The sequence below is a fragment of the Shimia sp. genome, assembly GCF_022448905.1.
Classification (GTDB): Bacteria; Pseudomonadota; Alphaproteobacteria; order Rhodobacterales; family Rhodobacteraceae; genus Shimia.
Genome location: NZ_JAKVCW010000010.1, coordinates 15,943 through 31,178 on the forward strand (window position 1 = coordinate 15,943; position 15,236 = coordinate 31,178).

A 15,236-nucleotide genomic window follows, 5' to 3' on the forward strand; every position below is an offset into this window, starting at 1 on the left:
GCAAGAGAATGAAAAAGGCGATTATCTCCGGCCATTCCAAGGGGCTTGGCGCAGGCATGGTGTCTTGCCTGATCGCGGCGGGTTATGAAGTTTTGGGTCTGTCGCGTTCAGGTATCGGCTCTGAGATGGCAGGCTTGAGCGAAGTGGCGCTTGATCTGGGCGACACGGCGGCGGTGAGCGCCTTCGCCACAGGCGCGGAGTTTGCCAATTTCCTGGAAGGTGCAAGCCAAGCCGTGTTGATCAACAACGCTGGCATTGTGGAGCCGATCGCGCCGATTGGCCGTCAGGATGCGGGCAAGATTGCACAGTCTTTGGCGGTGAATGTCACAGCGGCGCTGATCCTGAGCGACGCGTTTGTGGCGGCGACAGAAGGCGCGGACCGTCGTGTAGCGCATATCTCCAGCGGCGCCGGGCGCAATGCCTACACCGGTTGGAGTGTGTACTGCGCCACCAAGGCCGCGATGGACATGCATGCCCGCGCGATGGTGGAAGATGCGGTGGCGGGTTTGAAGGCCGAAAGCATCGCACCAGGTGTGATTGACACCGGAATGCAGGCGACCATTCGCTCTGCGCCGGAAGAGGACTTTGCTTTGCTGGATCAGTTCAAATTGATGAAAGCCGAGGGCGGTTTGGCCAAAGCGGAGGACACGGCGGCGAAAATTTGTGCCCACATTCTCAGCGATCGGTTTGGCGCAGAAACAATCACGGACGTGCGCACTTTCTAAAACAAAGAAGGCCCTCGCAGACGTTGCGAGGGCCTTCTTCTTTAGGCGTCGTGATAAGTGTCCGGGGCAGGGCCACAGCGGACGCCTTCTTCCAAGGTCGCCATTGCGGCCATGTCTTCTGCGGTCAGTTCCGCTTGCAGAATTGCAAGGTTTTCGGCAAGTTGTACTTCGGTTTCAGCCCGTGGGATCACGGAAATCCCGAGTTGAAGCTCCCATCGTAAGATCACTTGAACAGGTGAGAGGTTCGTGCGTTTGGCGATGTCCAGCACGACCGAGGCGTCAAAAGACGCGCCGTTGCCCAGCGGGGTCCAGCCTTGGGTGACAATGCTACGCTTTTGGTTTTCGGCTCGCATTGCGATTTGCTGCATACGGGGATTGACTTCGATCTGGTTCAGTACCGGGTTTACCCCAGTTTCCCCTATGATGCGGTCCAGGTGATCGGGCGCAAAGTTGGAGGTGCCGATGGAGCGGACCTGACCGTCTTTCTGTGCGTCTATGAAAGCGCGCCAAGTGTCGACATAGGTGCCAAAATCGGGACAAGGCCAGTGGATCAGGCAGAGGTTCAAATACTCGAGGCCCATCCGCTTGAGGCTGCCCTCAATGGCGCGGCGGGTTTTGTCGTAGCCTTGCTCGCAGTTCCAGACTTTGGAGGTGAGGAAGACGTCTTCGCGGTCCACTTCAGCGGCGCGGAAGCCTTCGCCGACGGCGGCTTCGTTTTCGTAGATGAAGGCGGCGTCGATCAGTTTGTAGCCTTGGGTAAGTGCGCTGCGCACCAAATTGACGGTTTCGTCTTGGGGGATTTGCCACACGCCAAAGCCAAAGGCCGGAATGGCATGGCCATCATGAAAGGGGATCATTGGGGTCATCAAAACACCATGTTGCAGAAAAAGAAGCCCCCCAAAGACAGCGCTTTGGGGGGAGTTGGGGATAATTGGACAGTGATTTACTTGAGGTAGTCCAGCCACGGGCTTTGTTCGGCGATCATGTGATCGACCAGCGCGCCCATACCTTGGGATTTTGTCACAACAGGATCGACCAACAGCGCCTGCACCACCAGATCGCGGCTGCCTTGCAGGATTGCCTCAGCCGTCATGTCGTGCACACCAATCTGGTTGGATAACAGACCACGCACACCCGCAGGGACATCCACTGCTATGCCGTGGAGACCATTGGTGTCAATGTTGGCAGGCACCTCAACCGCAATCCAGTCCGGCAAGTTGGCGATGAAACCTTTGTTCGGAATGTTGACCGCGTACTCTTCGTAGGTTGGCGCGCCGAGCAGGGCTTCCATGATGGGTACCACGCGCTCTTTCAGCACAGGTTCGATCACCGGATCCACCTTGCCGAGGAAGTTGCGGTAGTAGGTGTAGAAATCCAGAATGCCCTGGTGGTCGGAACAGTCATGCGCCCATTGGATGTATTCACCAAAGTGGCTGTCATAGGTGATTGGCAGCGCGCCGAATTTCTCCAGCACCTCGGCAAAGAGCCAACGGTCAGACCATGGGCGAATGGTTTCAATGGAACTCAGGTCCACATCCATCCAACCTTCGGTCTCAATCGAAGTGCCGTGTTTGCGGCTGGCTCGCAGGATTTCGGAATACCCTGGCTTGTTGCCAAAATAAGCCTCCGCCTTGGCCTTCACATCCGGATAGGCGTCGGAGCCATCTTTGGTGTAGGTACAGTCGGTCATCACCGAGAAGTGGTTCAAACCACCCGCGCGGTAGAAGATCTCGTCGCGCTCAACGCCCAGCAGCGGCGCGAGGTGACGCTCGAGGCTGGCGATCTCGTGGCACATGCCGACAAATTCCAACTCAGGGAATTTGCGGTGCACGGTGGTACAGATGCGCGACATCGGGTTGGAGTAGTTGAACACGGTGGCGTCTGGACAGACGTCCATGACCTGCTGACAGATGTCCAAAATTGGCGGGATGATACGCAAGCTGTGGAACAACCCACCGGGGCCGCCGTTCTCGCCATAGACCTGCTGAATGCCGTATTGCTGCGGGATTTTCCAATCCATGTCCCAAAGCGCAAAGCGGTCGCCCACTTCGATGGAGATCACCACAAAACGCGCGCCTTGCAGGGCGGCTTTCAAATCAGTGGTGGCTGAAATGGATTGCTTGAGGCTGTTGGTGCTGATGTAGTCCTCCGCCACTTTCAAAGTGCGCTGGGCCGCCTCAAGATTGATGTCATGCAGCACGAACTCTGCATCGGTGAGATGCGCGCTTTGAAAGACGTCACCAAGCATGCCGGTGCCGAACTGGAGGCTGCCCGCCCCCACAAGAACGATCTTAGTCATTGTGTTTGTCCTGTATTGCGCCCCTCTGGCGCGGTTGCAGATTTCAGTTCCGAATGGCGCGGTCTGCGCCGTCAAAGCGATGGGCGTGTTCGGATTGGGGCTTCAGGCCAATCTCCGTTCCCAAGGCTGTGAATTGCTTGCCCGGCTGGCGCACCACAAGGGGCTCGCTCACGCCGATGTCGACAAAAAGATAGTGATCCGCGCCAAGGTTTTCAGCGTGCACCACGGAGCCTGTCCAAGTGGCCTCATCCTGGGCGCAGATATCAATGTGTTCCGCCCTTATACCATAGGTCGCGCAGTCGTAGGGTTTGGCGTGCTCTCCGGTGAGGAAGTTCATCTTCGGCGCGCCGATAAAGCCTGCGACAAAGACCGAATTGGGCGCATCATAGAGTTCGGCCGGGGTGCCGACCTGTTCGACCAACCCGTCACGCAGCACACAGATGCGGTCCGCCAGTGTCATCGCCTCAACCTGATCGTGGGTTACGTAGATCATGGTCACGTCGTTCATGTCGTGATGCAGCTTGGCGATTTCCAGCCGGGTCTGCACGCGCAGGGCGGCGTCGAGGTTGGAAAGTGGTTCGTCAAATAGGAACACACGTGGGTCGCGCACAATGGCGCGGCCGATGGCGACGCGCTGGCGTTGGCCGCCGGAGAGTTCTTTGGGTTTGCGCTCCAGCAGGTGATCAATTTGCAGCATCTTGGCGGCGTCCACCACCCGCGCTTCGCGCTCTTCTTTGGTGGACCCGGCGAGTTTCAGGCCAAAGGCCATGTTCTCCATCACGTTCATATGCGGGTAGAGCGCATAAGATTGGAACACCATAGCGATGCCACGTTTGGAGGGGATGGTGTCATTCACCCTCACCCCGTCAAACATCAGGTCGCCATCACTGATTTCTTCCAGACCGGAGATCAGCCGCAGCAACGTGGATTTGCCGCAGCCGGACGGGCCGACAAAGACCATAAATTCGCCTTTGCGCACCTCAAGGTCGACGCCTTTGATGACCTCCAGCCCGCCGAAGGACTTGCGCAGGTTTTTGAGTTCGATTTCAGCCATAGCGGGCTCCGTTATCCTTTGACGCCGCCAGCGGTCAGGCCGGCCACAATTTTACGTTGGAAGATCAAGACAAGCGCGATGAGTGGCACGGTCACAATCACCGAGGCCGCCATGAGCACGCCCCAGGGGATTTCAAATTCACTGGCCCCGGACAGCAGCGCGATGGCGACTGGCACGGTGCGTTGGCTTTCGGATGCGGTGAAGGTCAGGGCAAAGAGGAACTCGTTCCAGGCACCGATGAAAGCTAAGAGGCCAGTGGTGACAAGCGCGGGCCACATCAGAGGTAGAAAGACCTGCGTGATGATCACCCAAGGCGTGGCGCCGTCGATGATCGCCGCCTCTTCGATTTCCACTGGAAGGTCACGCATGAACGTGGTCAGCACCCAGACCGTGAAGGGCAGGGTGAAGATGGTGTAGGACAGGATCATCGCCCAAGGTGTGTTGTAAATGCCAAGCGCGCGGATCAGTTCAAACAGACCCGCTAAGACGGCGATCTGTGGGAACATGGACACCGCCAGGATGCAAATCAGCAAAAGACCCCGACCTTTGAAGCGCACACGAGCAAGCGCATAGGAGGCGGTGACCGCAAGGAACATGGCAAAGCCAACGGTGCTGGCCGCGATCAAAACCGAGTTCCAGACAGAGCGCATGAAATTCGGGCTGGAGAGCACGTTGATGTAGTTGGAGAAGTCGAGTTTCGTGATGAAATAGTCGACTTCAAACAGCGCGGTTCCGGTTTTGAAGCTGGTGATCACCGCATAGTAGAATGGGAAGACCGAGACGCCGACAATGACGAACACCAGCGCATAAAACAGAGTGGCATTGAGAAACTTGCTCATTTGCTGTGCTCCCCGGAGAGGTCGACTTTGCCGAGCCAGATATAGGCAGAGACAAAGATCGCAATCAGCGCGAACAACAGCGTGGACTGGGCCGAACCATATGCGAACTTGTCGAAGTCGATGAGATTTTCTCGCGCAATCACGGACATGGTCTTGGTGGCTTTAGAATTTGGCGTCAGGACGTAGATCAGGTCAAAAATTCGCAAGGCGTCCAGCATGCGGAATATGACCGCGACCATCAGGGCAGGGCGGAGGAGGGGCAGGGTCACCTTGAAAAACACGCGGATCGGGTGGACGCCGTCCACTTTGGCGGCTTCGTAGATGTCTTTGGGGATCATCTGCAGGCCTGCCAAACAGAGCAGCGCCATAAAGGGCGTGGTTTTCCAGACGTCCACGGCGAGTACGGCCAACATGGCGGTTTCTATATTGGCGGTCCAGGCGATCTTGGTCTCGATCAAACCGATGTTGAGCAGGATGTCGTTGATGATGCCAAACTGATCATTCAGCATCCAGCCCCACATGCGCGCAGAGACGATGGTCGGGATCGCCCAGGGGATCAGTACGGCGGCACGGACCCAGCCGTGGCCTTTGAAATTCTGGTGCAGCACCAAGGCCACGATCAGACCCAACACGGTTTCCAATGCCACGGAGACCACCGAAAAGCGGACGGTGTTCCAGACCGCGTTCCACCACGCCGGATCGGCCAGCGTTCCGCGCCAGATCACCCGGCCAGAGGACAGCTTGCGGTAGCTCAGATAGTTGTCAAACCCAATCCACTTGCCGTCATACAGCGAGGTCAGCGTGGTGTTGGTGAACGAGAAATAGATGGTGCGCAGAAGCGGCCAGGCGGCCACACAAAAAAGCGCAATCAGCATGGGGGCCAGAAACCACATGGCGGCGCGGCGACGTTGCGCGCTCAGACTGTGGCGGGACGACATGCCTGAAGGGGGCGAAGAGGGCATCGCAAGTGTCCGGTGCGTGAGTGGGGTAAATAAGAGTGGTGGATTGGGCACACCCGCAGGCCCGCCCAATCCCGGAGGAACCTTACCAGCCGGAGCCTTTGAGGTCGGTCAGGTCAAGCTCAAGCAGTTCCAGGTTTTCTGCGGCGGTGCCGTCCCCAGACAGGGTGTTGTGCACAGCGGACCAGAACTTGTTGGACACTTCGTTGTACGCACCTTTGGTTGGTGCGGATGGACGTGGCACCGCCTGCAGGAAGACGTCTTTCCACTGAGGAATGATCGGCACTTCGCGCGCAATGTCGGCGTCTTCATAGAGCGACACGACGGTTGGCAGGTTGCCGGAGTTCAGCGCACGCAATTTTTGCGCCTCGGGGCTGGCAAGATACATGGCCAGAGACAGGGCTGCGTCCTGGTTCTCAGAATACTTGGACAGGGCAATGTTCCAGCCGCCCAGCGTGGCCGCAGAGGTGTCATGCCCACCGCCTGTCGGCAGGGTGGTCACGCCAAACTTTCCTTTAACAGCACTGTCATCCCCACTGCCGAGACGGTAGGCGTAAGGCCAGTTGCGCATGAACACAGCGTTGCCGGTCTGCCAAACACCACGGGCTTCTTCTTCCTGGTAGGCCAATACACCGTCAGGCGAAATTGTGCCCGGCCATTGGGAGACAAGCTCAAGCGCTTTCACGGCGTTTGCATTGTTGATTGAGATGTCGCCGTTTGGCTCCACAATCTGGCCGCCGCCGAAGGATTTCACCCACTCCAACGCGTTGCAGGTCAGGCCTTCGTATGCATTGCCCTGCCAAACAAATCCCCAAAGGTCGTCATTGCCTTCGGCACGCTCCGCATCCTGCACCATCTGCGCGGTTTTGGTCAGCTCTTCCCATGTGGTTGGGACGGATGCGCCATGCTTTTCCAGCAGGTCGGTGCGGTAATAAAGCGCTGGGGCGTCGGTGTAGATTGGCAGTGCCACCAGCTTGTCGCCGACTGTCTGGCTTTCCACGATGGACGGGAAGTGGCTTTTCATCAGCTCGCCGGCTGGCTCAGACAGGTCAACAAATTGGTCGGCCAGTTGCGGTGCCCAGATCACGTCGGTCTGATACAGATCGATGTCCGCATTGCCTGCAGCAAGCCACAAACGGTATTGGCCAAATTGGTCCGTGGTGGACGACGGCATCGGCACCAGAGTTGCTGTGTGGCCAGTGGCCTTTTCCCAAGGGGCGACGATCAGCTTGAAGTTTTCGACGGCGTTGCCGGTGATGCCGGATGCGAGGGTAACCTCGTCCGCAGTTGCGGTCTGGGCCATGGCGCCGAGGGCAAGCACCGCACAGATGTGGCGGGCGTGGTGCATGGGTTTTGTCAATTTTCTTCCTCCTGTTGGGGCGGGTCTCCTTCCCGCCCGTAACGTTTCGGAATCAATTTTGACGCAATCCGAAACGTTTCGGATTTATGGGAGCTGCATGGCGCAGCTGTCAAGTGGATTTCATTAGGAGGTGGTAGGCAAGGGCGCATGAGGTGGCGGCTGCGCGCCGTTAAACCTGTTGTTTATTTGGGGGCAGGGCCGGTCGAGGCGCGCTCAATAAACTCGACCTCAGCCACATGTTGGTGCGGTGGCGCGGTAGGGTTTTGAATGGCGTTGCAGAGAATTTCGGCCAAATGGGACCAGCTGTTTGCGAAGGGAGACCGACTCACTGTGAGGGCCGGGTAGAAGGCTGAGCCGCGAATGTTGTGGAGGACGTCATCATGGGAGACCACCGAGACATCCTCGGGGATGCGGTATTCCATTGCGCCAAGCGCCGTGTAGGCGCCTTTCGCCAAAAGAATGTTGCCGCAGATCAGTGCGGTGGGTCGGTGCACCTTGTCCTCAAACAGGCGCGCGGTGGCGATCATACCGTTACCCTCGGTCATCTGCTCCGACACCAGCAGGGCGGGATCAAACGACACGCCGGCTTCCTCCAGGGCCTTTTGGTATCCTTGAAGTCGATACTCTGAATAGGCGTAACCACGTGGGCCATTGAGCAGCGCGATGCGGGTGTGTCCTAAGGCAAGAAGGTTTTTGGCGTGGGTGTAGGCAACCTGATGATTGTCGATGTCGTAGTAGTTATGATCCGCAGCCGGATCTGAACGGCCGTGGACGACAAATGGCACGCCCATTTCCGTCAATAGCGCCACGCGTGGATCGTCACGCCGAGTGTCGATAAGCACAAAGCCGTCAAAGCTGCCGCTGGTGGCGGCGCTTTGGTAAACCGGCATCGGATCGGTGCCAGGCGGCATGATATTGAGTAGAAATTGCATGCCGCGTTTGTGGAACTCACCGGATAGGCCGGAAATGGTTTCCAAGACACTCATGTCTGCGGGCCCGGACAAGGCGCCGGGGCGAATCAGGATCACCATCCCGGATTTGCCGGTCACCAGGGAGCGCGCCGAGCGGTTCACCGCATAGCCCAATTCCTTGGCGGCCTCCCGCACGCGTTCTTTGGTTTTTTGGCTCACGTCGGCATGATCATTGATCGCCCGGCTGACTTGCGTCACCGAGAGGCCGAGGTGTTTGGAAAGGTCTTTGAGCGTCGCCATGGCGCCTAGCCATGGCACAGGATTGCAGAAAATGAAACGGTGCGCGCAGATACAGCATAAATTTGTTGCTCCGACGTTAGGGGTTTGTCATAGACAGGCCAACGTGGTTGTTAGCGCTAAAATGAGCGCTTCTATTGATGCTTACGCCTTTTCTGAGGAGGATGAAATGAAACGCTCTACGATCAATGACATCATGGCGTCTGCGGATGAAATGATTCAGTCTTTTGGTTTCAAATTGCCTCCCTTTGCCTACTGGACACCAGAGGAGTTCAAAGCACGTGCCAAAGAGGCCGAAGCACTGATTCAGGCGCGCTGTGGCTGGGACATCACCGATTACGGCGCCCGGCGTTTTGATGAAATGGGGTTATTCTTGTTCACCCTGCGCAACGGACGTCTGGCCGATCTGCAGCGCGGTGGCGGCATGTGCTATGCGGAAAAACTACTGATCTCGCGTCAGGATCAGCTGTCGCCAATGCATACCCATGTGATCAAAGCGGAAGATATTATTAACCGTGGTGGGGCCACTATGGTGGTGGAGCTGTTTGGCTCTGATGACGATGGTAACTTTGCTGAGGACCGCGGTGGAATGGTGATGTGTGATGGCATTCCGCGCACCTTTGCGCCGGGAGAGAAGCTCAAGTTCGCGCCGGGGGAAAGCCTGACCCTGATGCCGGGGGACTGGCACGCCTTCTGGGGCGAGGGCGGCGACGTGCTGATTGGCGAGGTCTCCACCGTGAATGATGATGAAACAGACAACATCTTCCGCGAGCCGATTGGCCGGTTTGCCGAGATCGAAGAAGACGTCACGCCCACCCATCTGCTGGTGAGCGACTACGCCAAATGGCTGGCCTGAGGAGGCTCTGATGATCCTGTGTTGTGGCGAAGCGCTGATTGATATGATTCCTCGTGAGACCGTCGAGGGTGGCACCGGCTTTGTGCCCCACGCCGGCGGCGCGGTGTTCAACACCGCCGTGGCGCTGGGCCGTTTGGGTGCCCGTGTCGGCCTGGTCAGTGGCATCTCCACTGACAGTTTTGGCGACATTCTGATGACCGAACTGGTGGCGAGCAACGTCAGCACTTCGGCGCTGATCCGTGCGAAACGCCCGTCCACGATGGCCTTTGTGCATTTGAGCAGCGGACACGCAACCTATTCGTTTTATGATGAAAACACCGCCGGTCGCATGATCCAGCCGTCTGATCTTGTGTCTGTGGAGCCCAAAGTGAAAGCGCTGTTCTTTGGCGGTATCAGTCTGGCTGTGGAGCCCTGTGCAGACACCTATGCCGAATTGCTGGATCGTGAAGGCGCCGGCCGAGCTGTGATGATTGACCCAAACATTCGGCCCGGCTTCATCGCCGATGAGAAGGCCTATCGCGCGCGGTTGGCAAAGATGTTTGCCAAGGCTGATATTGTGAAAGTGTCGGACGAAGATTTGCAGTGGATTGTTCCGGGTGACGACACGATGGACGAACGCGCCATGAAAATCATCGACCAAGGTCCGGCACTTGTGCTGCTGACCCGAGGCGGTGAGGGCGCGGATGCGTATGTGACCAGTGGCCACAAGCTGTCCGTGGCGGCGGAAAAAGCCGAGGTGGTGGATACCGTGGGCGCCGGCGATACGTTTAACGCGGGCGTTTTGGCGAAGCTGGCAGAGCTTGGTGTGTTGACCAAAGCCAAGGTGCGCAACCTGTCTCTGGAAGATGCGGCGCTGGCTTTGGCCTTTGGTGCCAAGGTGGCAGGTGTGACCGTGGCGCGGGCCGGGGCCAACCCGCCCTGGGCCAGCGAGTTGACCTAGGGGCTTGCGTTATAGGCGTCAGAGCGGCACATAGCGGGCGATCTGACAGGAGCCGCACATGACACCGCAGGACGTTGAAGCCCTTTTTACCCGCCACGACGGCAGCTATGGTTTTGCCCGCTGGGGCCGCCCGATTGCGCCGGTGGTCTTCGGGGTGGAAGACGCCACGCTGCAAACTGTGAAAGGCGCGCTGGAGGCGGTGGTCACTTTGGTGGGCCACCAGATGGCGGAGACCGATCCTGAGTTTGGCAGCAACCTGATGATGTTTTTCTTCCGAGAGTGGGGGGAGCTTCTGGAGGTGCCGGACCTGGAGCGTTTGATCCCGGACCTGAAGGCGCTGGTGGGCCGTTTGCAAGACGCCGACGCCACCCAATACCGCGCTTTCCGCTTTGACAACGACGGCGGGATTCAAGCGGCGTTTGTCTTCCTGCGCATGAATGACGCTATGGCGAAAATCCCCGCCGAAGCCTTGGCGCTGGGCGAAGCGGTGCAAACCATCGTCGCTTGGGGCCCAAAAGCCTTTGCCGAACACTCCCCCTTGGCTGTGGTTCCGGAAAGTGGCGCAACCGTTCTACGGCCGGAAATCGCCGCTGTGATTGCTGCCGCCTATGACCGGATGATGCCGGTGGCGGCCGAAGACACAAGCCACGCATTGCGCCTCTTTGCGCGACTGCGATTCGACTAGCTCTCGCAATTTCGCACCTCAGCCCGCTCGTTCCCGCCTTCATGTGCATTTGTGCGGCGCTGCCTGTGCAGCCGCACCTGTTTTGTGACTCCGCCATTTGCGGCACTTTGTTTGCGTAGCCAAACGCGAACAAGGAGAGTGACATGGCAGGTGATGTGCCCATCATTGCGGCGACCCGACCCGTCAAAGTGGAGCTGGAAGAAGGCAAAACCTATTTCTGGTGCAGTTGCGGGAAATCCAAAAATCAGCCGTTTTGTGACGGCAGCCACGCGGGAACAGAGATGAAACCGCAGAAATTCACCGCCGAGAAAAGCGGTGATGCGTTTTTGTGCCAATGCAAAGCCAGCGCCAACGCGCCGTTTTGCGACGGGGCGCACACCCGTATGGGCGACGCTAAGGTGGGCGACCCGGCGCCAAAACCGCAATCGGATGTGCCGCAGGCTGTGGCCACGCCGGAAGAGCCTACTGTGGCGCGCATTCACGAATTGGCCCGCGATGGGCTGAGCAAGCTCGGCCATCACGGCGAGATGGGCTCCATGGGCGTGCCGCGCAAAGACCTGCCGCAATGGGATGACATTCAGATCCTGCCCGCCCAGGTGGCGCGCAAGCCGCTGTTGGATGATGCGCCGGTGGATACTTCGGTGGTGATTGGCCCACGGGCGGCCAAACCGTTGCAATTGGACATTCCGCTGTTTGTCTCAGACATGAGCTACGGCGCGTTATCTGAGGAAGCCAAAACCGCACTGGCGCGTGGCGCAGAGCTGGCCGGCACCGGGATTTGCTCCGGTGAAGGGGGCATGTTGCCGGAAGAGCAAGCGGAGAACTCGCGCTATTTCTATGAGCTGGCCTCGGCGCAGTTTGGCTGGAAGCCCGAGCTGGTGGAGCGCGTGCAGGCCTTCCACTTCAAAGGGGGGCAGGGGGCCAAAACCGGGACTGGCGGGCATTTGCCCGGCGAGAAGGTGCAAGGCAAGATCGCCGAAGTGCGTGGCTTGGAACCAGGGCAAAGCGCGGTGTCGCCGTCGACATTCCCCGAACTGCATACGCCGCAGGACTTTGCCCGCATTGCGGACGAGGTGCGCGAACGCTCTGGGGGTATTCCCATTGGCTTCAAACTCTCGGCCAACCACATTGAAGCGGACATCGATTTCGCGCTGGAGGCTGGGGCGGATTATATCATCCTTGATGGCCGTGGCGGCGGTACGGGCGCAGCGCCGTTGATCTTCCGCGATCACATCTCGGTGCCGACCATTCCGGCCTTGGCCCGGGCGCGGCGGCATCTGGATGCCAAAACCGGTGGCGAGGTCTCTCTGGTGATAACCGGTGGTTTGCGCGTGGCGGAGGATTTTGTGAAAGCCATGGCGCTGGGTGCGGATGCGGTTGCGGTGTCCAATTCCGCCATGCAGGCGGTCGGCTGCATCGCGGCGCGCATGTGCAATTCTAACAATTGCCCGGTGGGCATTGCGACGCAAAAGCCCGAGCTGCGCAAGAAGCTGGATGTGCAAATCGGGGCCGAGAAACTTGCCCGCTACTTTGGCGCCAGTGTCGAGTTGATGCAGGTGCTGGCACGCGCCTGTGGCCACAGCAGCCTGTCGGATCTGAACGCCGATGACATCACCACCTGGAAGCGTGATATGGCCGACCTAAGCGGCGTGCGCTTTGCCGGTGTCGGGCGTTAGGACAATAGTTCTCAATCAATAAGTGAGCGGCCAAAAACCTTGAGTTTTTGGTCGCTTGCAGGAACAGTGTCTGAAGCTTCCCGCATTTGAAGAGGCTTTGACATGAGACTTTTGCACAAACCACTTTCTTTGATGACCTATCTGGCCGTCTGCCTGGTGGTGGGGCTTTGGGCCGCGATAGCACAGGCAGCCTCCGAAGAGATGATGGCCAAAGCCAGAGATGTGACCGTGCCTTCCGAAAGTTTGGAGCTTTACGTTGTTCCGCTGACAACAGCGCAACTGTCTGAACTCGCGGACGTTTGGCAGGGGCACATGTCAGATATTATGGCGCGGTTCGTTGACCTGAATGTTCAGCTGGAAACATTGTCCGGAAGCGAAGCTGAAGCGACGCGCATGCAAGTGGCCAGTATTTCTGACGAACAAGCGCGTATCGGGGCCAACTACAGAGCCATATTGGCGAGTTGGACCGCAAAAGGTGGCGCAACTGAAGAGATTACACCGCACCAAAAGTTTCTGACCGCGATGGCAGGTGCAACGTTGATGGCCACTGATGCGCGTACCTTGGTGGCCATTGTGGTTGGCTGGCTTGGGTCCCGGGATGGCGGTGTTGGCTTGTTGATGCAGGTCGGGGTGTTCCTGATCGCGCTGTTTATTCTGCTGTTTATCGCCCGCTTTGTGCGCAAGTTCGCGGCGCGTGGGCTCCGACGTCTGCCTGCGATGTCGAAGCTTCTACAGGGGTTTGTTCTCACCGTGGTCTATTGGATCACAATTGTTGTCGGACTGATGGTGGCTCTGGGTGTTGCGGGCGTGAACGTTACGCCTTTGTTTGCAGTGTTCGGCGGCTTGAGCTTTATCCTTGGCTTTGCCTTGCAGGACACCTTGGGCAATCTGGCGAGCGGGTTGATGATTATGGTGCTCAAGCCGTTTGACACCGGCGACTACATTGAGGTCTCAGGCGCCAGCGGGGTGGTTGATGACATGTCCGTGGTGTCCACCCAAATTCGTACCTTCGATAACCAGATCGTTGTGGTGCCGAACTCCAAAATTTGGGGTGATGTGATCACCAATGTGAGTGCGGCCAAAACCCGGCGGGTCGATCTGGTGTTTGGCATTGCCTATTCGGACAACGCGCCTGCCGCTGTAGAGGTACTTAAAGCCTTGGTGGCGGCTGATCCGCGCTGTCTCAAAGATCCGGCGCCGGAAATATTTGTGGGCGAGTTGGGGGACAGTTCGGTTAACTTGTTTTGCCGCCCATGGGTGGTCACGGAGGATTATTGGAACGTGTATTGGGGGCTCACCGGTCAGGTCAAAGAGCGTTTTGACGCCGAGGGCATTTCGATACCTTTCCCACAGCGCGATGTGCATTTGGTCCCAGTCGACAGCTGACCCAAAACGGGTGTTGCTCCACGGCTGTTTTCGCCCTACGCCTGTCTCAAGCTGATTTCAGGAGACCTGCCAATGCCTTACACCTTGCCGATCCGCGTCTACTACGAAGACACCGACATGGCGGGCATTGTCTATTATGCCAACTACCTCAAATTCATCGAGCGCGGCCGCAGCGAGTGGGTGCGTGAGATTGGCATGGATCAGCTTGAAATGAAGGCCGAGGGTATCGTTTTCGCGGTGCGTCGGGTAGAGTGTGATTATCTGGGCAGCGCTGTTCTGGACGATCTGCTGACCGTGGAAACCGAAGTGGCCAATGTCACTGCCGCGCGGCTGGTGATGGAACAACGGGTGAAGCGCGGCGATGAGGTGCTGTTTCACGCCATGGTCACGGTTGTGTGTATGAACGAAGCGGGCCAACCGGTGCGTTTACCGGCAAATATCCGCCAAATGGTGCACTAAAGCGGGCAAATTCCCGCGAGCGACGCCAATTTATTGGCTTTCCCCGTAGAAACCCGTTACGTTTGCTTTCAAACAAGGCTCCGACAGAGGGCCACAGAGCAGAGCAGGCTATATGGAACACGCAGCAGTCGATTTCTCGATGTGGGCGCTTTTTGCGCGCGCCACTCTAACCGTAAAACTGGTGATGGTGATGCTGATCGTGGCATCCTTCTGGTCTTGGTCGGTGATTGTCCAAAAACACATAATGTACCGCAAGGCACGGCGCGAGGCGGCTCGGTTTGACCGGGCCTTCTGGTCTGGCGAACCGCTGGACCAGCTGTTTGAGGAGCTGGGGCCAGAGCCCAAGGGCCGTTCTGAGCGGGTGTTTGCCGCAGGCATGGTCGAGTGGCAACGCAGCCACCGTCAGGATGGTGGGCTGATCGCCAATGCCACCAGCCGGATTGACCGGTCGATGGATGTGGCGATCGCCAAAGAAGCGGATGAGCTGCAACACGGTCTGCCGATCCTCGCCACCGTCGGCTCGACTGCGCCGTTTGTGGGCCTGTTTGGTACCGTCTGGGGCATCATGAACGCGTTTATCGAGATTGCCGCGCAGCAAAATACCAACCTCGCCGTAGTGGCGCCGGGCATTGCCGAGGCGCTGCTGGCCACCGGCCTGGGGCTTCTCGCGGCGATCCCTGCCGTGATCTTCTACAACAAACTCAGCGCGGACAGCGACCGCATCGTGTCGGGCTATGAGGCCTTTGCAGACGAGTTTGCCACCATCCTCAGCCGCCAGTTGGACGCCTGA

At 58.2% G+C, this 15,236-nt stretch carries 15 protein-coding genes; 8 read left to right on the forward strand and 7 right to left on the reverse strand.

The window, feature by feature from the left end:
* The first annotated feature begins 8 nt into the window (after window positions 1-8).
* Entirely contained in the window at window positions 9-725 is a 717-nt protein-coding gene (locus MK208_RS13130; RefSeq protein WP_294117207.1) for an SDR family NAD(P)-dependent oxidoreductase, read from the forward strand.
* Window positions 726-766: 41 nt separating this feature from the next.
* Here MK208_RS13130 and MK208_RS13135 read toward each other — a convergent pair whose 3' ends face one another.
* The 7 genes from MK208_RS13135 to MK208_RS13165 all read right to left on the reverse strand — a co-directional run bounded on the left by MK208_RS13135 (window position 767) and on the right by MK208_RS13165 (window position 8,447).
* A complete protein-coding gene (locus tag MK208_RS13135; protein WP_294117209.1) occupies window positions 767-1,591 on the reverse strand; it encodes an aldo/keto reductase in 825 nt (274 codons plus the stop codon).
* A gap of 77 nt (window positions 1,592-1,668) precedes the next feature.
* The gene (locus tag MK208_RS13140) at window positions 1,669-3,024 is read right to left on the reverse strand and encodes a hypothetical protein (protein ID WP_294117210.1); all 1,356 of its coding nucleotides are present in this window, start codon (window positions 3,022-3,024) and stop codon (window positions 1,669-1,671) included.
* Window positions 3,025-3,067: 43 nt separating this feature from the next.
* On the reverse strand, window positions 3,068-4,078 hold the full coding sequence (locus tag MK208_RS13145; protein ID WP_294117211.1) for an ABC transporter ATP-binding protein: 1,011 nt from the start codon (window positions 4,076-4,078) through the stop codon (window positions 3,068-3,070).
* Window positions 4,079-4,089: 11 nt separating this feature from the next.
* Window positions 4,090-4,917 (reverse strand): carbohydrate ABC transporter permease, encoded by an 828-nt coding sequence (locus tag MK208_RS13150; protein WP_294117212.1) that lies wholly within the window; start codon window positions 4,915-4,917, stop codon window positions 4,090-4,092.
* The gene (locus MK208_RS13155; protein ID WP_294117213.1) at window positions 4,914-5,879 is read right to left on the reverse strand and encodes a sugar ABC transporter permease; all 966 of its coding nucleotides are present in this window, start codon (window positions 5,877-5,879) and stop codon (window positions 4,914-4,916) included. The genes MK208_RS13150 and MK208_RS13155 overlap by 4 nt, the downstream gene beginning before the upstream one ends.
* Before the next feature lie 82 nt (window positions 5,880-5,961).
* Window positions 5,962-7,236 (reverse strand): ABC transporter substrate-binding protein, encoded by a 1,275-nt coding sequence (locus MK208_RS13160; protein WP_294117215.1) that lies wholly within the window; start codon window positions 7,234-7,236, stop codon window positions 5,962-5,964.
* A gap of 182 nt (window positions 7,237-7,418) precedes the next feature.
* Complete coding sequence (locus tag MK208_RS13165; protein ID WP_294117217.1) at window positions 7,419-8,447, reverse strand: substrate-binding domain-containing protein; 1,029 nt, start codon at window positions 8,445-8,447, stop codon at window positions 7,419-7,421.
* A gap of 166 nt (window positions 8,448-8,613) precedes the next feature.
* Between MK208_RS13165 and MK208_RS13170 the strand changes: the two genes are divergently transcribed.
* The 7 genes from MK208_RS13170 (at window position 8,614) to tolQ (ending at window position 15,236) form a co-directional block, all read left to right on the forward strand.
* Window positions 8,614-9,300 carry a D-lyxose/D-mannose family sugar isomerase gene (locus MK208_RS13170; protein ID WP_294117220.1) on the forward strand — a complete coding sequence of 229 codons (687 nt, stop codon included), beginning with the start codon at window positions 8,614-8,616 and terminating at the stop codon, window positions 9,298-9,300.
* A 10-nt stretch (window positions 9,301-9,310) separates the two neighbouring features.
* Window positions 9,311-10,240 carry a carbohydrate kinase gene (locus MK208_RS13175; RefSeq protein ID WP_294117222.1) on the forward strand — a complete coding sequence of 310 codons (930 nt, stop codon included), beginning with the start codon at window positions 9,311-9,313 and terminating at the stop codon, window positions 10,238-10,240.
* Window positions 10,241-10,298: 58 nt separating this feature from the next.
* Window positions 10,299-10,925, forward strand: coding sequence for a hypothetical protein (locus tag MK208_RS13180; RefSeq protein ID WP_294117224.1), 627 nt, complete (start codon window positions 10,299-10,301; stop codon window positions 10,923-10,925).
* A 143-nt stretch (window positions 10,926-11,068) separates the two neighbouring features.
* Window positions 11,069-12,601, forward strand: coding sequence for a glutamate synthase-related protein (locus MK208_RS13185; protein WP_294117225.1), 1,533 nt, complete (start codon window positions 11,069-11,071; stop codon window positions 12,599-12,601).
* A gap of 132 nt (window positions 12,602-12,733) precedes the next feature.
* Entirely contained in the window at window positions 12,734-13,987 is a 1,254-nt protein-coding gene (locus tag MK208_RS13190) for a mechanosensitive ion channel family protein (protein ID WP_294117227.1), read from the forward strand.
* A 72-nt stretch (window positions 13,988-14,059) separates the two neighbouring features.
* Window positions 14,060-14,446 carry a tol-pal system-associated acyl-CoA thioesterase gene (ybgC, locus tag MK208_RS13195; protein ID WP_294117229.1) on the forward strand — a complete coding sequence of 129 codons (387 nt, stop codon included), beginning with the start codon at window positions 14,060-14,062 and terminating at the stop codon, window positions 14,444-14,446.
* A gap of 112 nt (window positions 14,447-14,558) precedes the next feature.
* Entirely contained in the window at window positions 14,559-15,236 is a 678-nt protein-coding gene (gene tolQ / locus MK208_RS13200; protein ID WP_294117232.1) for a protein TolQ, read from the forward strand.